The 23,217-nt window shown below is 68.3% G+C and carries 23 protein-coding genes and 1 riboswitch; of the genes, 15 read left to right on the plus strand and 8 right to left on the minus strand.

Annotated features, from left to right (window positions below; genetic code table 11):
- Positions 1 to 120: 120 nt before the first annotated feature.
- The 5 genes from ABU113_RS10415 to ABU113_RS10435 all read right to left on the minus strand — a co-directional run bounded on the left by ABU113_RS10415 (position 121) and on the right by ABU113_RS10435 (position 6,445).
- A complete protein-coding gene (locus ABU113_RS10415) occupies positions 121 to 2,349 on the minus strand; it encodes a TonB-dependent hemoglobin/transferrin/lactoferrin family receptor (protein ID WP_454559448.1) in 2,229 nt (742 codons plus the stop codon).
- Between the two features lie 223 nt (positions 2,350 to 2,572).
- Positions 2,573 to 3,022, minus strand: a complete 450-nt coding sequence (locus ABU113_RS10420) for a hypothetical protein (protein WP_454559449.1) — start codon at positions 3,020 to 3,022, stop codon at positions 2,573 to 2,575.
- A gap of 32 nt (positions 3,023 to 3,054) precedes the next feature.
- Entirely contained in the window at positions 3,055 to 3,870 is an 816-nt protein-coding gene (locus ABU113_RS10425) for a DUF4198 domain-containing protein (RefSeq protein ID WP_454559450.1), read from the minus strand.
- A 193-nt stretch (positions 3,871 to 4,063) separates the two neighbouring features.
- Positions 4,064 to 5,116, minus strand: coding sequence for a 1,9-bis(guanidino)-5-aza-nonane synthase (locus ABU113_RS10430; RefSeq protein ID WP_454559451.1), 1,053 nt, complete (start codon positions 5,114 to 5,116; stop codon positions 4,064 to 4,066).
- 129 nt (positions 5,117 to 5,245) lie between these two features.
- The gene (locus tag ABU113_RS10435) at positions 5,246 to 6,445 is read right to left on the minus strand and encodes an alanine racemase (RefSeq protein ID WP_454559452.1); all 1,200 of its coding nucleotides are present in this window, start codon (positions 6,443 to 6,445) and stop codon (positions 5,246 to 5,248) included.
- Between the two features lie 174 nt (positions 6,446 to 6,619).
- Here ABU113_RS10435 and ABU113_RS10440 point away from each other — a divergent pair, with 174 nt between their 5' ends.
- From ABU113_RS10440 to ABU113_RS10460, 5 genes are all read left to right on the plus strand, one after another.
- Positions 6,620 to 7,624, plus strand: a complete 1,005-nt coding sequence (locus ABU113_RS10440; RefSeq protein ID WP_454559453.1) for a threonine ammonia-lyase — start codon at positions 6,620 to 6,622, stop codon at positions 7,622 to 7,624.
- 143 nt (positions 7,625 to 7,767) lie between these two features.
- Entirely contained in the window at positions 7,768 to 8,976 is a 1,209-nt protein-coding gene (locus ABU113_RS10445; protein WP_454559454.1) for a PEP-CTERM sorting domain-containing protein, read from the plus strand.
- Positions 8,977 to 9,089: 113 nt separating this feature from the next.
- Complete coding sequence (locus ABU113_RS10450; RefSeq protein ID WP_454559455.1) at positions 9,090 to 9,887, plus strand: polyphosphate kinase 2 family protein; 798 nt, start codon at positions 9,090 to 9,092, stop codon at positions 9,885 to 9,887.
- A gap of 173 nt (positions 9,888 to 10,060) precedes the next feature.
- Entirely contained in the window at positions 10,061 to 10,429 is a 369-nt protein-coding gene (locus tag ABU113_RS10455; protein WP_454559456.1) for a hypothetical protein, read from the plus strand.
- Positions 10,430 to 10,646: 217 nt separating this feature from the next.
- Complete coding sequence (locus ABU113_RS10460) at positions 10,647 to 11,087, plus strand: hypothetical protein (protein ID WP_454559457.1); 441 nt, start codon at positions 10,647 to 10,649, stop codon at positions 11,085 to 11,087.
- 116 nt (positions 11,088 to 11,203) lie between these two features.
- Here ABU113_RS10460 and greB read toward each other — a convergent pair whose 3' ends face one another.
- Together greB and ABU113_RS10470 are read right to left on the minus strand one after the other, a co-directional pair.
- Positions 11,204 to 11,677, minus strand: a complete 474-nt coding sequence (gene greB, locus ABU113_RS10465) for a transcription elongation factor GreB (protein ID WP_454559472.1) — start codon at positions 11,675 to 11,677, stop codon at positions 11,204 to 11,206.
- A gap of 167 nt (positions 11,678 to 11,844) precedes the next feature.
- Entirely contained in the window at positions 11,845 to 13,878 is a 2,034-nt protein-coding gene (locus tag ABU113_RS10470) for a transglycosylase SLT domain-containing protein (protein ID WP_454559458.1), read from the minus strand.
- 116 nt (positions 13,879 to 13,994) lie between these two features.
- On the opposite strand from ABU113_RS10470, the gene dapA reads away from it, so the two are divergent.
- Entirely contained in the window at positions 13,995 to 14,870 is an 876-nt protein-coding gene (gene dapA, locus ABU113_RS10475) for a 4-hydroxy-tetrahydrodipicolinate synthase (protein WP_454559459.1), read from the plus strand.
- A 28-nt stretch (positions 14,871 to 14,898) separates the two neighbouring features.
- Positions 14,899 to 15,384, plus strand: coding sequence for an SsrA-binding protein SmpB (smpB, locus tag ABU113_RS10480; protein WP_454559460.1), 486 nt, complete (start codon positions 14,899 to 14,901; stop codon positions 15,382 to 15,384).
- 68 nt (positions 15,385 to 15,452) lie between these two features.
- Here smpB and ABU113_RS10485 read toward each other — a convergent pair whose 3' ends face one another.
- Positions 15,453 to 16,022 carry a TMEM165/GDT1 family protein gene (locus ABU113_RS10485; RefSeq protein WP_454559461.1) on the minus strand — a complete coding sequence of 190 codons (570 nt, stop codon included), beginning with the start codon at positions 16,020 to 16,022 and terminating at the stop codon, positions 15,453 to 15,455.
- A 111-nt stretch (positions 16,023 to 16,133) separates the two neighbouring features.
- Positions 16,134 to 16,248, minus strand: a riboswitch (yybP-ykoY riboswitch).
- Positions 16,249 to 16,361: 113 nt separating this feature from the next.
- Between ABU113_RS10485 and ABU113_RS10490 the strand changes: the two genes are divergently transcribed.
- From ABU113_RS10490 to ABU113_RS10525, 8 genes are all read left to right on the plus strand, one after another.
- Entirely contained in the window at positions 16,362 to 17,078 is a 717-nt protein-coding gene (locus tag ABU113_RS10490; protein ID WP_454559462.1) for a sulfite oxidase-like oxidoreductase, read from the plus strand.
- 104 nt (positions 17,079 to 17,182) lie between these two features.
- Positions 17,183 to 17,656: a Fur family transcriptional regulator gene (locus ABU113_RS10495; RefSeq protein ID WP_454559463.1), complete on the plus strand. Its 474-nt coding sequence runs from the start codon at positions 17,183 to 17,185 to the stop codon at positions 17,654 to 17,656.
- 116 nt (positions 17,657 to 17,772) lie between these two features.
- A complete protein-coding gene (dxs, locus tag ABU113_RS10500) occupies positions 17,773 to 19,692 on the plus strand; it encodes a 1-deoxy-D-xylulose-5-phosphate synthase (RefSeq protein ID WP_454559464.1) in 1,920 nt (639 codons plus the stop codon).
- Between the two features lie 89 nt (positions 19,693 to 19,781).
- Positions 19,782 to 20,039 carry an antitoxin gene (locus ABU113_RS10505; RefSeq protein WP_454559465.1) on the plus strand — a complete coding sequence of 86 codons (258 nt, stop codon included), beginning with the start codon at positions 19,782 to 19,784 and terminating at the stop codon, positions 20,037 to 20,039.
- Positions 20,039 to 20,434 carry a PIN domain-containing protein gene (locus ABU113_RS10510; RefSeq protein ID WP_454559466.1) on the plus strand — a complete coding sequence of 132 codons (396 nt, stop codon included), beginning with the start codon at positions 20,039 to 20,041 and terminating at the stop codon, positions 20,432 to 20,434. Before ABU113_RS10505 ends, ABU113_RS10510 begins: the two co-directional genes overlap by 1 nt.
- Entirely contained in the window at positions 20,431 to 21,171 is a 741-nt protein-coding gene (locus tag ABU113_RS10515) for a TlyA family RNA methyltransferase (RefSeq protein ID WP_454559467.1), read from the plus strand. The genes ABU113_RS10510 and ABU113_RS10515 overlap by 4 nt, the downstream gene beginning before the upstream one ends.
- Before the next feature lie 13 nt (positions 21,172 to 21,184).
- Positions 21,185 to 22,411: a class I SAM-dependent RNA methyltransferase gene (locus ABU113_RS10520; RefSeq protein ID WP_454559468.1), complete on the plus strand. Its 1,227-nt coding sequence runs from the start codon at positions 21,185 to 21,187 to the stop codon at positions 22,409 to 22,411.
- An 84-nt stretch (positions 22,412 to 22,495) separates the two neighbouring features.
- Entirely contained in the window at positions 22,496 to 22,858 is a 363-nt protein-coding gene (locus tag ABU113_RS10525; protein WP_454559469.1) for a hypothetical protein, read from the plus strand.
- Positions 22,859 to 23,217: the final 359 nt, after the last annotated feature.

Raw genomic sequence — 23,217 nt, forward strand, 5'->3', positions numbered from 1 at the left:
TTTAAGCACCGCGCGCCGCTGTGGGAAGTCAAAAAAACGAGCGGGCCCCGCCGAGGCGGGGCCCGCGAGGGCCATGGCCGCGACCCGGTCTCGCCCGGGCCGCGTGTGCCGGCGGGTCTGCTACAGCCGGGCGGTGAGCGACAGGCCGACGTTGCGCCCCGGCTGGGTGTAGGCGTCCTTGACCGTCGAGGTGGCGCCGAGCCCGCGCACGTCGCTCCACCACCAGTATTTGCGGTCGAGGATGTTGAACACGCCCACCCGTGCGCTCAGGTGGCTGTTGACGTTGAAAAAGGCGGTGGCGTCCACCAGGGTGAAGCCATCGGGCGCGAAGCAGCCGCCGGAACAGGCGGTCGAGATGCGCGAGGATTTCTTGTCGGCGACCATGGTGGCGATCAGCTGGCCGCCGAAGCGGTCATCGGCGGCGCGCCAGCTCAGGCCCGCCACCAGCTTGAACGGGTCGATGGTGTCAAGCGGCACGTCGTCGCCGTCCATCCTGGTGTCGCCTTTGGTGTAGGAGGCGGTGGCCAGCAGGCCGAAGCCGGCCGGCAGCGTCAGCTGGCCGCGGGCCTCGACGCCGCTGATCTCGACGCGATTGAGGTTGATGTACTGGAAAATGGCCGGATTGGTCGCGGTGTAGCTGCCCGAGACCAGCTGCATCGAGATGAAGTCCTTGTACCAGCCCTTGAAGGCGGTGGCGTTGAGCGACCACGCCTTGCCGGAGAGACGGACGCCGGCCTCGATGGTCTCGCTGGTTTCGGGCTTCAGGTCGGCGTTGGAGACGATCTGGTAGTTGGAGACCGGATTGGTGTAGCCCGAGTTGACCTGCGACGGCGATGGCGCCTTGAAGCCGCGGGCGTAGTTGGCGAACAGGCCGATCGAGTCGGTCGCCTTGAACACCAGGCCGAGCTTGGGCGACAGGTGGGTGTCGGACTGCCGGGTCGGCGGCGAGCCGGTGTAGGTGGCGTCGGTCTCCGGCTTGATGCGGTAATAGTCGAGGCGCAGTGCGGGGAACAGCGTCAGGCGCTTGTCCATCAGGCTGATTTCGTCCTGCACGAACAGGCCGCCCAGTGTGTGGTCGGTGGTCGGGAAGGCGCGGGCCGGGAAGGTCTCGCCGGCCGGCGGCACGGTGCCGTCGCGCAGGCTTTTCTGGCGGGTGATCGACAGGTCGCCGCCGTAGACGAAGTGGTGGGAGATGGCCTCGCCCTCGATCACGGTCTCCAGATCGGCGTTGGCGCCGATGACGCGTGTGTCAAAACGGTTGTCGCGAATGCGATCGGCGGCGGTGTTGCGGTCCTCCTCGGCATATTCCTTGTTGCGGCTCTGCTGCCAGTGGAGGTTCCAGCGCGCGGCGTGCAGCAGGCCGCCGTCGCCGGTATAGCGGTGGTCGAGGCTCACCCGGTCGCGCTTGATGTTGTCCCGCGACCACAGGGCCAGGGTGCTGGTGGCGGCGGTGGGCGTCGGCGCGACGGCGCTGAGCACGTCGGTGTCGATCTCGCGGTCGCTGTGTTCGGCGGTCAGGCGCAGGCGGTGGGCGTCACTGGGCGCGAACACCAGCTTGGCCAGCACGGCGTTGGACCCGATATCCTGCGGATTGGCGCGGGTACGGTTGCTGTTGGGCTCGTCGTTGTCGCCTTTGGTGTCCTGTTCGTGGCCGTCGCGGCGGGTGTAGGCCAGCAGGTACTGCCAGGCCCCGGACCTGCCGGCCACCAGCGCGCTCTTGGCGAGGCTCTCGTCGGCGCTCGCATAGCCCGCCTTGGCCTCCGCATACCAGCCGTCGGTGTCGATGTAATCATCGGGATCCTTGGTGGTGAAGCTGACGGCGCCGGCCACGCCGTCGCTGCCATAGAGCGCCGAGGTCGGCCCGCGCAGGATCTCGACCGACTTCAGCAGGTCGAGGTCGAGATAGTCGCCGCGCCCGGTGGCCTGGGCGCCGAAGCTGAACGCCTCGGGCAGGCGGATGCCATCGACCTGGATCAGGATGCGGTTGCCTTCCAGGCCGCGGATGTTGAAGCCGCTGTTGCCGTCACGCCCCGTCGCCGATCCGGCGGCGGAGTAGCGGCTTGGGGCGCTGCGGACTGAAACGCCGGGCTCGAAGCGGATCAGATCCTTGATGTCGGTGACCAGATTTTCCTCGATCTGCTGGTCGTCGATGACGCTGACCGTCGACGGCACGTCGGCGATGTCGGTCTCGATCTTGGTCGCCGAGACCGTCACCGCTCCCAGCCGTGTCGCCGAGTCGCGGGCCGGTGCCTTGTTGACATCGGCGTCGGCGGCGGCATCGGCGGCCAGGGCTGGCGCCGCGAGGGCACCGACCCACAGTGGCAGTGAAAGCAGCAGAGCATGACGCATGGAAACCCCCTTGGGTGTGAATGAACCGTGGGGATCGTTATTAATAATAAGTCGCAGAATCAATATGAATAATGACGTACAGGTGAATTTGAATTATACGAAATAACCAAAAAAGACGGGCAGCCGCGCGGCTGCCCGTCAGGACAGGGAAAAGTGTCACAAGAATGATCGGGACGGCGCCGGGCCGCCGGGGTCGGCGGCCGCGATCGCCATCCCGGCGGGGTTATTTCTTCGCCGGCGGCTGGTTGGCGGTGACGGCGCTGTTCTCGCCGGCGCCGGACAGCTTGCCGTTGCTGTTGCTGTCGTGGCTGCCGTACATCCGCCAGCCGGAGGCGAGATACTCGTCGCGCGACATGCGCTTGTCGGCGTTGGAGTCGATCGACTCGAAGCGGATGTGTGCCTGCTTGAGCTGGGTCTCGCGCATGCGCTTCATGTTCTCGTCCAGGCGCTTGGTGAATTCGGCGACGTACTCGGTCTCGCTGATGACGCCGTCCCGGTTGGTGTCGGTCTCCTTGAAGCTGGCGTCGCGCTCCTGCTGGAACTCCAGCGGGCTGACGATGCCGTCGCCGTTGCTGTCGTACTGCTTGACGAAGGCCTCGAAGCCATGGGGCGCGGCGCCTGCCGTGCCGGCGATCAGCGTGATGGCGAGGGAAAGCCCGAAGGTTCTGGTCATGACGATGTCCTTTGTTGGAGAGAGGGTGAAGATCACGGCATGACCTCGAAGGTCAGCGTGTAGGTGTGGCTGCGCCAGGGCGTGGCGGCGCCGGCGGGTGCCGGCCCACGATGCCGGGTCATCAGCATGAACAGCCCGGGCTGGCTGAAATCGAGACGGGCCTTGCCGGCGGCGTCGGTGGTGACGCTGGTCAGCGGCTTGTGGCTGCCTGGCACCTGATGGCCGAGAAACAGCTCCAGGCGCTGGTTGGCCAGCGGCTTGCCGTCGTGCAGCAACTCGAAGGCAAAGCCGTCGGTCACGAACAGCTCGCTGGGATGCGTGAGCGGGTGGAGCTCGACACCGCTGCCGGTGGGCGCGAGCACCGTGGCGGTGGGCGCGCCGCGCGTGACGTAGGTCTCCGACGTGGTCACGCTCTGCACCGGCACCACCGAGGTGGCGCCCGCCGGCGGTGACGCATTGCCTTCGCCCAGCACCACCCAGGCATCCTTCACCCGCGCCATGCGGCCGAGCCGCCCGAGGCGCAGCCCGGTGGACAACCGGTAGGTGCCCCGGGTGGGCAGGGCCGCCTCCAGCACCGTCTTGTCGCGCACCGAGAATACCGGCGCCAGCCGTACCCGGCTGCCATCGGGCGCGAGCATGTGAAACTGCTCCGACTTCAGGGCGATGTCCGACGCGAAGGCGGTCTCGGTGAACCCGGCGTCCACCGTCACGTGGTCGCGATCGGTCACCGAGAAATAGTTGGGCAGCAGGAACGGCATGTGTGCCGCCGCCGGCAGGGCGACCGCCGCCACGAGCACAGCCAGCGGCGCGGCGGTCATCCAGGCGGCGCTTCGGGTGCGACGCGTCATCTTTGTCCCCTGTCTCTACAACTCGATCGCGTATCTGTTATTACGACTCATTATCATCCGCAAGAGGCAATCCGCCACGCCCGCTGATCCGGTCACGCCAATGCAAACGGGGCGCGCCGGCTAGGCACGCCCCGTGTCGGTTCAGCAATGGCTCGCGGCCGGCTGGCCGCCGCCGAGCCGTCGACGTCAGCGATCAGTCGAAGATGGCGCCCCAGCGCCGCTTGACGCGGTTGCGCCAGTGGCCGCGGTGGTAGGCGTCGGAGGCCAGCAGCGGCAGCACCGAGCCGGCCTCGGCGAACACCATCTGCTCCAGCGCGGTGTCGACCTTGCCCCAGCTCGCCGCCTCCTTCAGCGTCGAGGACGAGCAGGCGCCGTCACGCACGTCGGCGACGGTGATCTGCACCGCGTACTTGTGCATCTCGACGTCCTCGTGGCCGAGGATTTCCGCACACACCACGGTGTCCTGGATGAAGTTCTTCGGCACGCCGCCGCCGATCATCAGGAGGCCGGTGGTGCCGGCCTTGATCTTGATGTCGGTGAGTTCGCGGAAGTCGGCCACCGCGTCGATCATCATGTACGGCTTGCCTTCCTTCATCCGCTCGACCTGGTGCTTCACCAGGCCGAAGCCGGCCGAGGAGTCGACGAACGCCGGGCAGAAGATCGGCACGTCATGCTCGAACGCCAGCTTGACCAGGCTGTTGTCCTTCTTGCCGTGCTCGGCGAGGTAGCGGCCCATCTCGCGGATGAAGGCGCGGCTGGAATAGGCCTTGGGCTCCAGGCTGTCGGCGATCTTGCCGATGGTGTGGTCGCAGTCCTGCAGTTGCTCTTCATCGATGTAGGTGTCGTAGATGCGGTCGATGTAGAGCGAGCGCAGCGTGTTGTCGTCGGGGATTTCCAGCGCCTGATAGTGCTTGTGGCCCAGGCCCTCGAAGAAATCCATGTCGACGATCGAGGCACCGGTCGCGACAACGCCGTCGATCATGTTCGAGCGCAGCAGCTCGGCGTAGGCGTCCATGCAGCCGCCCGCCGAGGTGGAGCCGGCGATGACCAGGAAGATCGAGCAGTCCGGGTCGGCCAGCATCTGGTTGTAGATGCTGGTGGCGCGGGCGAGATCACGGCTGGTGAAGCTCATCTTCGCCATCGAGTCGATGATCGGACGGGCGTCAAAGCTGGTGATGTCGATGTGCTCGACGGTGGTCGACAGCAGTGCCGCCTTGCGCTTGTCGTTGCTCAGGTTGTGGGACATGGAGGCAAGCCTTTCCATACTCAAACGGCCAAGACCCGCCGAGCCGCGTCGGCGTGTGCTGGCCATGGGCATGATCCTCGCCCGGGGTATGCGGGCTTCGCCCCGGGCGAGGAATGGGTGCGGGTTGTCTTACTCGGCCGTGCCGGCGACGTTAAGCGTCTCCCGTGACGCTTCCATGTCGGCGTCGTCGTAGAGCGACAGCATCGGCGCGTCGGCGACCACCACCGTTTCGTCGGCCCGGAAGCCGTTGAAGTCGGTGCGCATGGCCGCGCCATAGGCGCCGAGCATGCCGATCTCGATATAGTCGCCGGCCTGGATGTCGGCGGGCAGCATGAACGGCCCCTGCATGAAGTCCATGTCGTCGCAGGTCGGGCCGTAGAAGCTGAAGCCCATCTCCTTGGCCCGCGAGGCCTCGGCGCGCAGCAGCGTCACCGGGAACCGCCAGTCGACGTGGGCGGCATCGAACAACGAGCCGTAGGCGCCGTCGTTGATGAACAGCACGTCACCCCGCCGGCGCTCCACGCGCACGACGACGCTGGCATATTCCGCCGACAAGGCCCGGCCCGGCTCGCACCACAGTTCGGCCGAGTAGGAGATCGGCAGCGCCTCGAAGTGGGTCTTGATCACCTCGAAATACGCCTCCAGCGGCGGCGGCATCATGCCGGGGTAGGCCGACGGAAAACCGCCGCCCACGTCCACCACGTCGACGGTGACGCCGGCCTGGACGATCGCCGCGCGGGCGATCGCCAGCGCGTCGGCATAGGCCTGCGGCGACATCGCCTGGCTGCCGACATGGAAGCACACGCCCAGCGTGTCGGCGGCCTGACGGGTGGCCAGCAGCAGGTCCGGCGCGTCCTCGACGCCGGCGCCGAACTTCGAGGCCAGCGACAGCTTGGAATGGCCCGACGACACCCGCAGCCGCACGCACAGGGTCAGATCGGCGGCATTGTCGGTCGCCGCCATGATCTTCGCCAGCTCGTCATGGCTGTCGAGCGAGAAGGTGCGCACGCCATGCTGGAAGTAGGCTTCCGCGATGGCTTCCGGCGCCTTGACCGGATGCATGAAGCACAGCGTCGCTTGCGGGTGGATGCGGCGCACCAGACGCACCTCGGCGATCGAGGCCACGTCGAAGTGCGTGACGCCGCTGTCCCCCAGGAGCTGGATCAGCTCTGGCGACGGATTGGCCTTCACGGCGTACAGAACCTTGCCCGGAAACTTCTCGGTGAAGAAACGGGCGGCTCGTGCAGCGGCGTGCGGACGAATGCAGGTGACCGGCTGAGCCGGACGACGGGTTGACGCTAACCCCAGCGCGCTATGGTCGTTGCGCATCTCATGGGACCTCCAACGGGTAGTTGACGATACGCTGCCTTGCGGTTGGAAGTCCCATGGGGCAGCAGAAGGCGCACATAGGGTCTGCGGACCCCCATGTAAAGATGCTTTTTGTGACATCGTCCGTGGTCCTGGGGGACGTGAAATGTCCTTTGTCTTTCAAGGGGTTGATTTATGAATGCAGGGTTAACGGCGGCTGCGCCGGCACAGGCGGTAGCACTGGCGGACGTCCATGATGCCGCGCGCCAGATTCGCGGCGTCGCCCTGCGCACCCCGTTGCTGGAAAATCCGGTGCTCAATCAGCGGGTTGGCGGCCGGATTCTGCTCAAGGCGGAGGCGCTGCAGCGCACCGGCTCGTTCAAGTTCCGCGGCGCCTGCAACCGGCTGGGCCGGCTGAGCCCGGCCGAGCGCCGGGCCGGCGTCGTCGCCTTCTCCTCCGGCAACCACGCGCAGGGGGTGGCGGCGGCCGCCGCCCTGCTGGAGGTGCCGGCGACCATCGTCATGCCGGCCGACGCGCCGGCGCTGAAGGTGGCGCGCACCCGGGCGCTGGGCGCCGAGGTGGTGTTCTACGACCGGGCGACGGAAAGCCGGGAGGCGATCGCCGGCCGGCTGGCGGCGGCGCAGGGCCGGGTGCTGGTGCCGTCGTTCGATGACCCGCACATCATCGCCGGCCAGGGCACCGCCGGGCTGGAGATCGCCGAGGACTGCGCGGCGCTCGGCGTGGTGCCGGATACCTTCGTGGTCTGCTGCGGCGGCGGCGGGCTGGCGGCCGGCTGCACGCTGGCGCTTACCGACGCCTTCCCCGGCATCGCCATCGTCACCGCCGAGCCCGAACAATATGACGATGTCGCCCGCTCGCTGGCCGCCGGCACCCGGCTGGGCATCGACGGCTACCCGCCGACCCTGTGTGACGCGCTGCAGACGCCGATGGTCGGCGCGCTGACCTTCCCGATCCTGCACGCCGCCGGGGCGCGCGGCGTCGCGGTGACCGAGGCGGAGGTGGCGGCGGCGGTGGCCTTCGCTTTCACCGAACTGAAGCTGGTGGTCGAGCCGGGCGGGGCGGCGGCGCTGGCGGCGGTGCTCGCCGGTCGCGTCGCCGCCGCCGGGCGCACGCTGGTGCTGACGCTGTCGGGCGGCAATATCGACCCCGCCACGCTCGCCCGCTGCCTGGGGGAGTGACGGGGGCAAGCGCGGTGGCTTTCGACACTCTGGCGTAGGCATCCTGCTGGCGGCGGCTTGGCAGGGCATGTCCGCCAGGCGTGTTGATGTGGCGCGTTATTTCGCGTATAAGGAGTTTTACTCGATATGATGTGAGGGGCATCATGAGTCGCACGGCATTCGCGAGGGCGGCGTCGTTCGCCTTGGTCCTGACGGCCTCCGTGCTCACCGTGCTGGCGCCCGCCGCCCACGCCAGCCCGATATACGGTGTCATCGACCTGACGCCTGATCGCGCCGAAGCGATCGCGGCGCTTAACGACCGTGATGATGTCTATCTGTCGTTGGGCGATGACGAGCAGAGCGGGCTTGATTATGCCGCCTGGATCCGGGAACGGAACGGAAATTCGCACGTCATCGGCGAGACGTCGATCCTGTCCGATGGCGCGATCAACAACGCTGGCGAGATCATCACCAGCACATTGCTCGGCGTTGATGGCTCGGATCGTCGTATCCTGCGCGGCAAGGTCGGCCAGGGTCTGACGCTGTTGCCGGAGCCGGCGCTGGCACCCGACGAACTCTGGCGCAACTATCATCCGGTCGCCATCAACGACAGCGGTGTCATTATTGGCAGGGTCGCGATAGTCAAGCAGTTGCCCGATGGCGGCACGGCTGGTTTCACCACCGTCTTCCGCTGGGATGCGGCAGGCAATGTCTCGACCATTGATGGTCTGCCGCCGGGCCTGGAGACGGTCGTCGTCGACGGCACCGAGCACTTGCGGACCACCAGCGTCCTTGCCGTGGACCTCAATAATCGCGGCGACATCATCGGTCGGGTGGTGACGAGGGACAATGGTGTTGTCACCGCCACCACGCCGTTCTGGGCGCCGGCCGGCGGCACCGCCATCCTGCTGACGGACTGGCCGGCGGCGGGCGGCGCGATGCCTTACCACATCAACGAACAGGGCCAGATTTTCGGGGTCCGCACGGTCGCTGGCGAGCAGCGCCTGTTCCGCTGGGAGGCGCTGACCGGCTTCACCGATCTCGGCTTGAAATTCACCAATGGGGCGATTGTCGACATCAATGATTCCGGGGCCGCCATCGGCATGTTCGACGACCGTGCCGCACTCTGGACCCCTGCGGCCGGGTTGCAGTACCTTGACGAGATCACCGCGCTGCCGACCGACTGGCTGATGCTCGGCCTGTTCGACCTCAACAATGCCGGCAACATCGCGGCCACCGCACTCGACGAGGATCGCTTCATTCATGCGGTTCTGCTGCTGCGCCAGGCCGCGCCCGTGCCGGAGCCGGCGGCGCTGGCCCTGCTGGCCGGCGGACTGATCGGCGTCGTCCTGGTCCGTCGCCGCCGGGCCTGATCCGACCCGTTGACCCCCGATCCGCCGGACGCTGACCCCTCGGGCGATTGCCTGCCTGCCGGTCCAGTCCTACTCTCCCGCATCGTCAGGAGACGGACGCGAGGGAACGGGCCATGGCCGGCAGGCTGCGACTGAAGGACTTCGAGGACGGCAAGCCGCTGTCCGACACCGTCTATGAGCAGACGCTGAAGCAGCTGCAGCGCCAGCTCCAGATCATCCAGACCGCCTATATCGTCCAGAAGCGCCGCGCCATCGTGCTGTTCGAGGGCTGGGACGCCGCCGGCAAGGGCGGCACCATCAAGCGGCTGACCGAACCGCTCGACCCGCGCTTCTGCCGGGTGTGGCCGATCGCGGCGCCCGACGAGCATGAACTCGCCCGCCACTATCTCTACCGCTTCTGGCGGCGGCTGCCCGGCCGGGGCGAGCTGGCGGTGTTCGATCGCTCCTGGTACGGCCGGGTGCTTGTCGAGCGCGTCGAGGGCCTGTGTCCGCCCGAGGCGTGGGGCCGCGCCTACGGCGAGATCAACGAGTTCGAGCGGATGCTGACCCAGGATGGCACCCGGCTGGTCAAGCTGTTCCTGCATGTCACGCCGGCGGTGCAGGCCGAGCGACTGCGCGAACGGCTGGAGGTGCCCTACAAGCGCTGGAAGACCGGTTTTGACGATTTTCGCAACCGTGACCGCCGCGCCGACTATCATGCCGCCATCGAGGACATGTTCGACCGGACATCGACCCGCCACGCACCGTGGACGGTGATCGCCGCCAACCACAAGAAGGCCGCGCGCATCCGGTGTATCGAGACGATCATTGCCACGCTGTCGCGCGACGTCGACCTCACCGACCCGGTGCTCGATCCGGCGCTGAAGCGGCTGGCGGAAAAATCACTGGGGGTCCGGCTGAAGGCTGACTGAGCCGGCTGGCGGCTCAAGGCCGACCGAACGGGCGCGGGGAGGTCGCCGGCGGGGCGATGAACGGTGCCTGGGCGCCGACAGCCGGACGAAGGCTCGCGCGACGGTGGCGCGTAACTGGTTGTGAGGTGGCAATGGCTTGCCATCGATTGCCTGAAGAAATTGGGAGAACAGCAATGACCCGCACATGGATCGTCGCCACCGCGACCCTCGGCCTCGGCCTTGCCAGCATGACCGCGCTCGCCGCCGACCAGACGCCCGCGCCGGGGATGGGGCCGGGGAAGGGTCGGGGCATGATGGAGGTCACCAAGGCGGATTTCGACGCCCGCACCGAACAGCAGTTCAAGAACCTCGACGCCAATGGCGATGGCACGGTCAGCCGCGCCGAGTTCAAGGCGGCGCAGGACAAGCGGTTCGCCGGCATGGACGCCAACAAGGACGGCAAGCTCGATCGCGCCGATCGCATGGCCCGGCGGGACAAGTTGCGCGACAACATGCCGTGCCGCGATATGGACGGCCCGGACATGGACGCGCCGAAGAAATAACGACGGGACGTTGACTCTCGCCAGACGCGGGGCCGGGTGGAAACACCCGGCCCTTTTCCGTTGGTGGCCCGTCGTTGCCATCCGTCGTCGTCATCCGCGCCGTTTGGCTGAATGTCTGCTGAACGACCTGCTCAGCGCCGGTTCAGCCAGCCACTGGCATGGTCGGATCATCGCCACCCCGAGATGGCGAGGACACTGGACCCAAGGAGACACGACGATGGGCAGGACGATGATGATGGCCGTGGCGCTGGGCATGCTGGCGTCGGCTCTGCCGGGCGCCGCCGCGCAGGCTCATGGCTATGGCGTCCGCGACGGCGCGCTGCATGCCGTGTTCGACAGCCGCAACGATCGCGAGGCGTTTTTCCGCTGGGCTTATCGCAACTTCGATGCCAACCGCGATGGCCGTCTTGGCGAGCGCGAGATGACGATGGCACGGCGCTCGGCGCTGACGCTGGCCGACCGTAACGGCAACGGCCGGGTGAGCGAGAAGGAATGGGACCGCTTCGTGCGTTCCTCCGCTTACCACCGCCACCCGGCCTATGCCTGGCATGATCGCCGCGATCATCGCGACCGCGACCGCCATGACCGCGACCGCCATGACCGCGGCCAACATGACCGCGACTGGCGCGACGATAATCGCTGGTGGCGCGATCGCTGATCGCGCGGGGCGCTGGTGGCGCGATCGCTGATCGCGCGGGGCGCTGGTGGCGCGATCGCTGATCGCGCGGTGGCGTGAGCGTCCGGCGCCTGATCCGGGTACCGTCCGGGGCCGGGTCAGGCGTCGTAGGCGATCGCCAGCACCTCGATCTCGACCGGGCCGCGCGGCGTCGTCAGGGTCAGGGAGTCGCCGACGCGTGCCTTCATCAGGGCGCGGGCGATCGGCGACACCCAGCTCACATACTGGCGATCGGCATCCGTGCCCATGTCCACCTCGTCGCGGCCGACGATTTTCACCGTGCGCTCGACGTCCTGCTCGTCGACATAGGTGACGGTGGCACCGAACAGCACCCGCGACTTGTCGGTCTGGCGCTCGGGGTCGACGACGATCGCCGTCTCCAGTCGCTTGGCGAGGAAGCGCAGCCGCCGGTCGATCTCCCGCAGCCGCTTCTTGCCATAGAGATAGTCGCCGTTCTCCGAGCGGTCACCGTTGGAGGCCGCCCAGGTAACGGTTTCCACCATCTTCGGTCGTTCCACCGCCACCAGCTGCTGATGTTCCTCGCGCAGGCGGCGATAGCCCTCGGGCGTCATGTAGTTCCGGTCGCCGGGCAGCGGCGGCGGGGTGTCGTCGTCCTCGTCGTCCGCGTCCTGCGATTCCCGCACGAGTGCCTTGCTCATGGTGCCTCAACGTCTGTTCCTGTGGCGCGCTGCCGTCATGGCAACGCCGGCCAGCTCGGCCATCAACCGTCGCCAGTCTGTCAGCTGTCGCCCGTCAGCCCGAGCAGGCGCGACAGCGCCTTCAGCCGCGGTTGTCCCGCCGGCTTGTCGCCGGTTCCGCCATCCGGCGCGATGCTCTGGTAGATCACCGCGTTCTCCAGCACCCGCTGGACATAGTTGCGGGTCTCGCTGAACGGGATCTGCTCGATCCAGCTCACCGTGTCGACGGTGGGGTCACGCGGGTCGCCGAAGCGTTCCAGCCAGCGGACGACCCGGCCCGGTCCGGCGTTGTAGGCGGCCACCGCCAGCACGTGGTTCCCCCGGAAGCGATCGAGCATCTGCTGGAAGTAGGTGGCGCCCAGCGTCATGTTGTAGGCGGGGTCGGTGGTCAGCCGCGCCGGTTCGTAAGGCAGACCGACTTTCTTCGCCACCAGCTGCGCCGTGCCCGGCATCAGCTGCATCAGGCCGCGCGCGCCCGCCGGGCTCACCGCCTGGATGTTGAACAGGCTCTCCTGGCGCGAAATGGCATGCACCATGGTCCACATGCCTTCCAGCTCGCGCGCCAGCGGAATCCGCGGATAGGAGGCGTAGGCGAGGTTGATGCCCTTGCCGCGCGCCAGCTTGGCGGTGACGACGCCCAGATCCGGCCGGTTGAGCGCCTGCGCCAGGTCGGCGGCGAGGCGCTTCTCCGCCGGCGTCTGCGCCGCGCTGGCCAGCTCGCGGATGAACACGGATTCGGTGGGGCTCTCCCCCAGCTCGTTGAGCAGCCGGGTCGCCTGCACCAGGTCGCTGGCGGCGAACGCCACCGCCTGGTTCGCCAGCAGTGGCGGCGGTGTGAGTTCGGGCGAGGGCAGGGCGATACTCAGCTTTTCGGCGGCGAGCTGGCCGTAGAAGGCATCGGCGAACTGCGCCGCGCGATCATACCAGGCGCGTGCCAGCGGACCGTCGTTGACCGCTTCCGCCGCCCGCCCGGCCCAGAAGGCGGCCTTGCTCAGCGTGATCGGCGTCCGTGCAATGGCGAACATGCGCTCGAAATGCCGGATGGCGTCGCGCGGCCGGCGGATGTCATGCAGCGCCAGCCAGCCGGCCTGCCATTCCAGGTCGGCGACGGCAATTCGTTCGGCGTCGGGCGCATCGGCGCCGGATGCGGCGAGGCCATGCTGGCTGACCAGCCGGTAGGCCAGTACCGGGTTGCGGGCGCCGGTTGCCCAGCGCGCCAGGCGCAGGCGCTCCTCGGCCCAGGTGGCCGGGCGGGCGATGTCCCCCGGGCTGGCGGGAGCGCCCGCGAGAATCTGCGCGGCACGGGCCGGGTCATTGCCCTTGTTGCGGTACCAGAGGGCACGATCCAGCAGCAGGCCGGCATTTGCCTGCAGGCTGGCCGGCACGCGATCGGCCATGGCCGGCGCGTCGGCTGCCTGGGCGCGCAAGGCGATGCGGGCCTGCGCCCAGGCCTGACGGTCGGCGTCGAGGAACGGCAGCATCCGCCGGGCGGCGCTGGTCATGCCCTGCCACAGCTGCTGGTCGACCCGGGCCAGATGATCGTCGGGCGTCAACCGGGCCCGGAACAGGCTGAGCAGTCTTTGCTCGTCCTCCGGCCCCAGGCTGCCGCTGGTCCAGGCTTCCCGAGCCAGGGTGCCGGCCCGCTCCCACAGGCCGGTCGCCGCCAGCGCCTCGGCGTGGCGCAGCCTGCCGGCGGCGGTGATCGCCGGGTGGCGCTCGAAATAGGCCAGCCGTTCGGTGTGCGGCACGGCGGGCGTCATCGACTGTTCCAGCCGGCCGCGCATCTGGCGTTCCTGCGGCCAGCCGCGATTGGTCATCAGGAAGCCGTACAGGTCCGCATAGGGCGCCTTGGCCTCCAGGCAGCGCAGCCGGTCCCATGCGGCCAGCTTCGTGGCGATGGCGGCGCGGGCGGCGTCACTGGTGCGGCCGGCGCGGCCATAGGCGTCCAGCCGTGCCTGACAGGCCGCCGACAGGGGTGCCGGGGCACCGGCCGTGGTGCCGGCATGCACCGGCGCGGCCGCGAGGGCGCCCAGCAGGGCCGCCAGCGGCACCGTCATCCAAATCTTCGAGCGCATGGGCCTGCCTGCCGCCATCGAACTTGCCTGCCTCCGTTGAACGTGCTTAGGGTCTCCGCCAATCGCGGCGGTCAGCTCCTGATTGCCATGAACTGCTTGAGATGAGGTATAGTCCCATGATTGGCGGGTCCATTCCAGCCCTGATCACGCCGTTCCGAGATGGCGTCATCGACGAACCGACGTTTCGTACCCTCGTCGAGCGGCAGATCAAAGGTGGCAGCAAGGCGCTGGTGCCGGTGGGCACGACCGGCGAATCGGCGACGCTGAGCCATGAGGAGCATCACCGGGTCACCGAACTCACCATCGAGGTCGCCGCCGGCCGGGTGCCGGTGATCGCCGGCTGCGGCTCCAACGCCACCGCCGAGGCGATCAGCCTGATGCAGCACGCCGAAAAGGCGGGCGCCGATGCGGCGCTGGTGGTCTGCCCCTATTACAACAAGCCGAGCCAGGACGGTCTCTACCAGCATTTCAAGGCGCTGGCCGAGGCGAGCGCGCTGCCGATCATCATCTACAACATCCCCGGCCGCTCGATCGTCGACATGAGCCCGGAGACCATGGGCCGGCTCGCCGAGCTCAAGACCATCATCGGCGTCAAGGACGCGACCGGCAACATTGCCCGCGTCAGCCAGCAGCGCGCCACCTGCGGCACCGGCTTCATCCAGCTATCCGGCAACGACGAGACGGCGCTGGCTTTCAACGCCACCGGCGGTGTCGGCTGCATTTCCGTTACCGCCAACGTGGCGCCCGAACTGTGCGCCCGGTTCCAGGCGGCCAGCCTCGCCGGCGACATGGGTACGGCGCTGGCGCTCAATGACCGGCTGTTCCCGCTGCACCTGGCGCTGTTCGCCGATGCCTCGCCGGGGCCGACCAAATATGCGCTGCACAAGCTGGGCCTGCTGCCGACGATGGAGATGCGCCTGCCGATGACGGCGCCATCGGCGGCCGCCTGCGCCAGGGTGGACGCGGCGCTCCAGCACGCCGGCCTGCTCTGAGGCCCGCTCCGGAGCCCCGTGTGTCGCCATGGCCCGTCCGCATGTCTCCCAGCCGCTGACCAAGCGCAAGGTGGTCGCCGAGAACCGGCGGGCGCGGTTCGACTATTTCGTCGATGATGTGTACGAGGCGGGCATCGCGCTGACCGGCACCGAGGTGAAAAGCCTGCGCTTCGGCGAGGGCTCGATCGCCGATTCCTACGCCGAGGTCCGCAATGGCGAGGTCTGGCTGGTCAACGCCAACATCCCCGAGTTCAGCCACGGCAACCGCTTCAATCACGAGCCCAAGCGGCCGCGCAAGCTGCTGCTGCATGCCCGCGAGGTGGAGAAATTCCACGGCGCCGTCAACCGCCAGGGCATGACGCTGATCCCGCTGTCGATCTATTTCAACGATCGCGGCCGGGCCAAGGTCGAGCTGGCGCTGGCCAAGGGCAAGAAGCTGCACGACAAGCGCGAGACCGAGAAGAACCGCGACTGGCAGCGCGAGAAGCAGCGGCTGATGCGCGACAAGGGCTGAGGCGCGACAGGAGCTGAGGCGCCCCTGGTGCGCGGGGGGGGCGTGGTCGTGCCCCCCCGCAACCCATCTCAGAACAGGCCGCCGAGATTGAGCAGGGTGGCGATGCCCAGCAGGCCGAACAGCACGGCGGCGATGATCCGCACCAGCTTGAGCGGCAGTACCCGCGTCGCGGCCTCGCCCAGCAGCACCGCCGGCACGTTGGCGATCATCATGCCCAGCGTGGTGCCGGCGGCGACCATCAGCACCGCATGGTAGCGCGCAGCCAGCGCCACGGTGGCGACCTGCGTCTTGTCGCCCATCTCCACCAGGAAGAAGGCGATGGTGGTGCCCAGAAACGCCCCCCAGGCACCACGATCCTCCGGCGCCTCGTCCATGGTGTCGGGCACCAGCGCCCAGGCGGCCATGGCGAGGAAGGAGGCACCGAGCACCCAGCGCATGATGTCGGGCGTTAGCAGGTCGGCGACCAGCGTGCCGGCCAGCGCCGCCAGCGCGTGGTTGGCGATGGTGGCGACGAAGATGCCGAGAATGATCGGCAGCGGGCGTTTGAACTTGGCCGCCAGCAGCAGGGCGAGCAGCTGGGTCTTGTCGCCGATTTCGGCGATGGCGACGATGCCGGTGGAGACGAGCAGGGCTTCCATGACGCAATCCGGGGGCAGGGGCGGGCAACAACCAGTGACGACCGCGTCGCCCGACCCTGCCAGTGTCGGACGCGGCTCGCCAATGGTCTCGCCAAGGTCGCGGTGCCGTGCGGCACCGTGGTTCCCGGTTGCGCCATGGCCGTGGCGGCCGAGCCACCCGTGCCAAGTCTGTTGACGCAACCCCCTCTGATCCGCGAGGGCGGCTACTCCCCAATGAAGCGGCTTTCCCATAGCGTGACGGTGCCGGTATGGCAAGTCACCTGACCTGTTGCCTGCAGGAGGGGCTGGTCGGCGCGGCCGCGACACTCTATCTGCTGGGGCAGCAAGCACGAGGCAACGATGAGCGACACCGACAGCGACGCGCCGGGGGGCAAGGCCCCTGCCAGTGAAATCCCACCCGGGGAGAGCCCTTCCGGCGAGATCCGGGACAAGCTGGTGCAGTCCAAGCAGCAGTGGGCGCGCGAGGGCCGGCTGCTCACCGGCACCAAGGGCGACCGCCAGGTCGACCGGCTGCCGCCGGGCCAGCGGCTGGTGACCAACTGGCCGGTGCTCGATCTCGGCATCCAGCCGGCGATTCCGCTCGACGTGTGGACGCTGACCGTCGATGGCCTGGTGGACAATCCGCTGCGCTGGTCGTGGGCGGATTTTTGCGCCCAGCCCGCCTTCGAGGACGTGTCGGACATCCACTGCGTCACCCAGTGGTCGCGCTACGACAACCGCTGGGAAGGCGTCTCCACCCGCCATATCGTCGCCGTGGCGGGGGTGCGGCCGGAGGCCCGCCACGTCGTCCTGCACGGCTACGACGGCTACACCACCAACGTCACGCTGGCCCACTTCACCGATACCGACTGTCTGCTGGCCCACAGCCACGACGGCCAGCCGATCGCCCGCGAGCATGGCGGCCCGGTGCGGGTGATCATTCCCAAATATTACTTCTGGAAATCCGCCAAGTGGATCAAGCGGATCGAGTTCGTCGACCTCGACAAGCCGGGCTTCTGGGAAGTGCGCGGCTACCACAATGTCGGCGATCCGTGGGACGAGGAACGCTACAGCTGAGCGGGCCGTCCATTTGGCCACGGCCGCGGCCGGGTCGGTCATGTGGCCGCAGCGCGGCCGGGCGGGTTGTCAATCCATACCCCCACCCCCTATCTTGAGTGTCGATGACCCACGCCTGCGATCATAGCCACCCGGAACTCGGCGCGCCCGACTTCCTCGCCGCCGCCGAACAGGCGCTGGTGGGGCGCGGCGAACAGTGGACGCCGCTGCGTCAGGCGGTGTTCGAGGCGCTGCTGGCGGCCGGGGGCCCGGCCAGCGCCTACGACATCGCGGAGCGGGTCTCCGCCGGCCAGGGGCGGCGCATCGCCGCCAACACCGTCTATCGCATCCTCGACCTGTTCGTCGGCGCCAACCTTGCCAAGCGGGTGGAAAGCCGCAACGCCTTCCTGGTCTGTGCCCACCCCGACCACGCGCACGACTGCATCTTCCTGGTCTGCGAGTCCTGCGGCGCCACCACCCACATCGACGACGACGGCGTGGCGGCGCAGATTCGGGCGCTGGCGCGCGCGCAGGGCTTCGAGCCGCGCCAGCCGGTGATCGAGGTCAAGGGCCGCTGCGCGGCCTGCGTGGCGGGCTGAATCCGCCCCCCTCCCTTCGTGGTTCGACAAATGGCGCATGGAGGGCTATAGCGCTGTCATGGTTTCATTACTTCCCGGAGTTCAGGGTGACGGATCGTCTGCCCACGCCACCGTCCTTGACGCCTTCCACGCCGCTGCTTGATCAGGTCCGTCTGCCGGCCGACGTGCGCCGGCTGACGCCCGAGCAGCTGCCGCAGCTGGCGGAAGAAGTGCGTCAGGAGCTGATCCACGTGGTGAGCCAGACCGGCGGCCATCTCGGCGCCGGGCTGGGCGTCGTCGAGCTGACGGTGGCGCTGCATCATGTGTTCAATACCCCGGACGACATCCTGATCTGGGATGTCGGTCATCAGGCCTATCCGCACAAGATCCTCACCGGCCGGCGCGACCGCATGACGACGCTGCGCCAGGGCGGCGGCCTGTCGGGTTTCACCAAGCGTTCGGAAAGCGTGTACGACCCGTTCGGCACCGCGCATTCCTCGACCTCCATCTCGGCGGCGATCGGCTTTGCCGTCGCCAACAAGCTCGCCGGCGCGCCGGGCAAGGCGATCGCCGTCATCGGCGATGGCGCCATGTCGGCCGGCATGGCCTATGAGGCGATGAACAACGCGCTGGCCGCCGGCAACCGGCTGATCGTCATCCTTAACGACAACGACATGTCGATCGCGCCGCCGGTGGGCGCGCTGTCGGCCTATCTTGCCCGGCTGCTGTCGTCGCGCTCCTACATGTCGATCCGCGACATCGGCCGCCACGTCGCCCGCCATCTGCCGCGCCCGCTGGCCCAGGCCGCCCGCAAGGCCGAGGAATATGCCCGCGGCATGGCCACCGGCGGCACCCTGTTCGAGGAGCTGGGCTTCTATTACGTCGGCCCCATCGACGGGCATAACCTCGAACACCTGATCCCGGTGCTGGAGAATGTCCGCGACGCCAAGGAAGGGCCGATTCTGGTCCATGTCGTGACGCAGAAGGGCAAGGGCTACGCGCCGGCCGAGGAGAGCGCCGACAAATATCATGGCGTCAACAAGTTCGACGTCATCACCGGTGCCCAGCACAAGGCGCCTGCGAAGGCGCCGCAATATACCCGCGTGTTCGCCCAGGCGCTGATGGCGGAGGCCGCGCGCGACGACAAGGTGGTCGCCATCACCGCCGCCATGCCCTCGGGCACCGGGCTCGACCTGTTCGCCCAGGCCTATCCCGACCGCTGCTTCGATGTCGGCATCGCCGAGCAGCACGCGGTCACCTTCGCCGCCGGTCTGGCCGCCCAGGGCCGCCGGCCGTTCGCCGCGCTCTATTCCACCTTCCTGCAGCGTGCCTACGACCAGGTGGTGCATGACGTGGCGATCCAGAACCTGCCGGTGCGCTTCGCCATCGATCGCGCCGGTCTGGTCGGCGCCGACGGCGCCACCCACGCCGGTTCGTTCGATGTCACCTATCTTGCCACCCTGCCCAACATGGTGGTGATGGCGGCGGCGGACGAGGCGGAGCTGGTGCACATGGTCCACACCATGGCGCTGCACGACAGCGGCCCGATCGCCTGCCGCTATCCGCGCGGCGAGGGTACCGGCGTGCCGCTGCCGGCGACGCCGGAGCGGCTGGAGATCGGCAAGGGCCGCATCGTCCGCGAGGGCGGCAAGGTCGCCATCCTGTCGCTGGGCACCCGGCTGGCCGAGGCGCTCAAGGCCGCCGACGAGCTGGCCGCCAAGGGCTATCCGGCGACGGTGGCCGACATGCGCTTCGCCAAGCCGCTCGACCTGGCACTGATCCGCAGACTGGCGCTCGGCCATGACGTGCTGGTGACGGTGGAGGAAGGCGCCATCGGCGGCTTCGGGGCCCATGTGCTGACCTTCCTGTCCGACGAGGGGCTGCTGGACGCCGGCCTGAAGATCCGCACCCTGCGGCTGCCGGATGTGTTCCAGGATCAGGACAAGCCGGAGAAGATGTACGACGAGGCGGGGCTGAACGCGCCCGATATCGCCCGCACCGCGCTGGCCGCGCTGCGCCACAACGACGTGTCGCTGGCCGGTACGGCACGCGCCTGAGCCCTGATTTGTCCTGATCCCCGATTGTCTTGAGATCGGGCTGAATGTATATACACCATGTATCTACATTCCCGTGAGGAGCACCACCGTTGGGCAAGCAGTATACCGCGCGTCTGTTCCGTACCGGCGGCAGCCGGGCGGTGCGGATTCCCGCCGAACTGCTGCCACCCGGCGATGAGGTGGTGATCACCAAGGAAGGGGATGCCATCGTCATCCGCGCGGCCTCGGACAGGTGCCCGACCATGGGTGACCTGCTCGCCGATCTGCCGGCGTGGGGGCCGGCCGAGGACGACCCCTGGGCCGATCTGCCCGATCCGCTCCCCGAAGCACGCGATCCGCTGGCCTGATGTTCCTGCTCGATACCAACGTCTGCAGCGCCATCGTCAGGCGGTCGCCATCCACGCTGTTCGACCGTTATGCCGGTCTGCGCGCCGGTGAGGCGGCGATCTCGGCCATCGTCTATGCCGAAATCCAGTATGGCCGGACCAAGCGACCGCTGGGGCGGGTGCGCGAGACCATCGTCGCGCGGGTTCTCGCGACGCTTGAGGTGCTGCCATGGACGCAGGTGGCGGCCGAGCATTATGCCGATATTCGTGCCGGGCTGGAGCGGGAGGGGACACCTATCGGCGCCATGGACATGCTGATCGCGGCCCACGCCCGTTCGGCGGACGCGACACTGGTCACGTTGAACCACCGCGAGTTCGCGCGGGTGCCCGGCCTGCGTGTCGAGAGCTGGTCATGAGCAAACAGCGGGTCGATCAGCTGCTCGTCGAGCGCGGGCTGGCCGAAAGCCGGGCACGCGCCCAGGCGTTGGTCATGGCTGGCCTGGTGTTTTCCGGCGAGCGCAAGATCGCCAAGTCCGGCGACACCCTGGCCGCCGACGCGGCGCTGGAGGTGCGCGGCCGCGACCACCCCTGGGTCAGCCGCGGCGGCCTGAAGCTCGACCATGCGCTGAGCCATTTCGGCTGGGACATCACGGGTCAGGTGGTCATCGACGTCGGCGCCTCGACCGGCGGCTTCACCGACGTGGCGCTGACACGCGGCGCGACGCGGGTCTATGCGGTGGATGTCGGCCACGGCCAGCTGGCGTGGAAGCTGCGTCAGGACGACCGGGTGGTGGTGCTGGAGAAAACCAACGCGCGGGCGCTCACCACCGCCGAGATCCCCGAGCCGGTGGACCTGGTGGTGTGCGACGCCAGCTTCATCGGCCTGAAAACCGTGCTGCCGGCGGCGCTGGCGCTCACCAGGCCGCACGCCCGGCTGGTGGCACTGATCAAGCCGCAGTTCGAGGTCGGCAAGGAACGGGTCGGCAAGGGCGGGGTGGTGCGCGATCCGGCACTGCACGCCGAGGTTTGCGCCGACATCGAGGCGTGGCTGAACGGCCTGCCCGGCTGGCGGGTGACCGGCATCACGCCCAGCCCGATCACCGGGCCGGAAGGCAATATCGAGTTTCTGATCGCGGCGGAGAAGCAGGCGTGAACGAGGTGCCGGCATGAACGAGGTGGTGGTCCAGTATCTCGGCGCCCAGGGCGATGGTGTGGCGCCGCGGCCGCCGGGCAAGCCGCTCTATGTCAAGGGCGCGGCACCTGGCGACATCGCCCGGCTCGACGATACCGGCCTGGTCGCCGAGCTGGTGCCGGGGCCCAACCGCGCCGAGCCGGTGTGCCGCCACTTCGGCGTCTGCGGCGGCTGCACCCTGCAGCATGTCGCCGAGCCCGCCTACCGCGCCTGGCTTTCCGAGCGCATCCTGATGGCGCTGGCCCAGCACGAGGTGACGCCGGCCCGGGTGGAGCCGGTGCACCTCAGCCCGCCGGGCAGCCGCCGCCGGGCCAGCCTGCGGGCGGTGCGGCGCGGCCGGCGGGTCGAGATCGGCTTCAACATCGAGCGCACCCACCGTCTGGTCGATCTGGCGGAATGTCCGGTGCTGCACCCGGCGCTGCTGGCGGCGCTGCCGCCGCTGCGCGACTTTCTGCGCACCCTGCTGGCCGATGGCCACGCCGCCACCGTACAGCTGACGGTCACCGATGCCGGCCTCGACGTCACCCTGTCCGGGCTGAAGGTGCGCGGCTTCGAGCAGGAAGAGGCCTGCGCGGCCTTCGCCGAGGCGGCCGATCTCGCGCGACTGTCGATCGAGGGCGCCTCGGGGCTCGACGTGATGCTGGAGCGGCGGCCGCCGACGCTGCGCTTCGGTGGCGTGCCGGTGCGGCTGCCGCACAACGTGTTCCTCCAGGCCACCGCCGATGGCGAGGCGGCGCTGGTCGACGCCGTGCTGGACGCGGTGGGCGGAGCGACGCAGGTGGCGGACCTGTTCGCCGGCGTCGGCACCTTCGCGCTGCCGCTTGGCCGCACCGCGCGGGTGCTGGCGGCGGACGCCGCCCAGCCGGCCTTGCAGGCGCTCGACCGGGCGGCACGGGAGGCCGGCCGGCCGGTCACCGTGACGCACCGCGACCTGTTCCGCCGGCCGATGATCCCGGCGGAGCTGAAGGACATGCAGGCGGTGGTGGTCGATCCGCCGCGCGCCGGCGCCGAGGCGCAGGTGGAAATGCTGGCGCAGTCCGGCGTTCCGGTGGTGGTGGCGGTGTCGTGCAACCCCAACACCTTCGCCCGCGACGCTCGCCGGCTGGTCGATGGCGGCTATCGGCTGGAGCGGCTGTGGCCGGTCGGCCAGTTCCTGTGGTCGACGCACGTCGAGCTGGTCGCCCGCTTTGCGCGCGCCTGAGACTGACCGCCGATTAACTTGACCTGACGCAAGGCGCCGCCAGCGGGCTTGCGCCAGGGTCGTGAGACTAGAAGGGAAAGTCTCATGACCTGGAACACCATCCGCCTCGAACTGGCCCGTACCCGCGAATATCCCGAGGGTAGCCCGTCGCATGCTTACATGCTGCATCTGCCGCTCGATGACCGTGGCTACATCGACGAGGACGCCTGGCGCCAGAGCCCGGCACGGGCGACGGTGACGCGCTTCTGGCCCGGCGAGCCGGACCTGCGCGGCCAGGTCATCCGTACCCGCGGCAGGGCCTGGGCCTTCTCCTACGAGCCCGGAACCGACGACGACGAGCCGATCTATCATCTGGAAAACCATGTGCTGCGGGTCGGCGAATATGTCTCCATCACCGAGACCGATGGCGATCGCCTGCCGTTCCGGGTCGTGAGCTGCCATTCTTAGCCATTTGTCTAATTTCCGGCTGGCTGCCCTCGGCCTATCCTGACACATCCGCAAATTCACGCATCAAGGCTCCCGCCTTGACAAGAGCGTTCGTTCTGTTGTGACTATTACTTAACCTTAATAGACTAGGTTTTTACAGCTATTCATCGTGGGCGGGGAACTATGCGGGCGGACCCATATGGCGGGGCAGGGCAGCGGAATGCGGCGTGATTGATCCTGCGCTTTCTCAGCAGGTCGCGTCCGTCAAGGTGGTGTAATTTCGGCTGTGGCCGTGGGCCATCGTCAGGCGGCTTTGGCGGTGATGTGTAGGGGCTGATTTTCCTCCTCGATCATGGGTTGGTTGAGTTCGGCCATGCCTT

Origin of the sequence: Parapedomonas caeni (genome assembly GCF_041060555.1) — a bacterium.
GTDB lineage: Bacteria > Pseudomonadota > Alphaproteobacteria > Sphingomonadales > Sphingomonadaceae > CAUJIW01.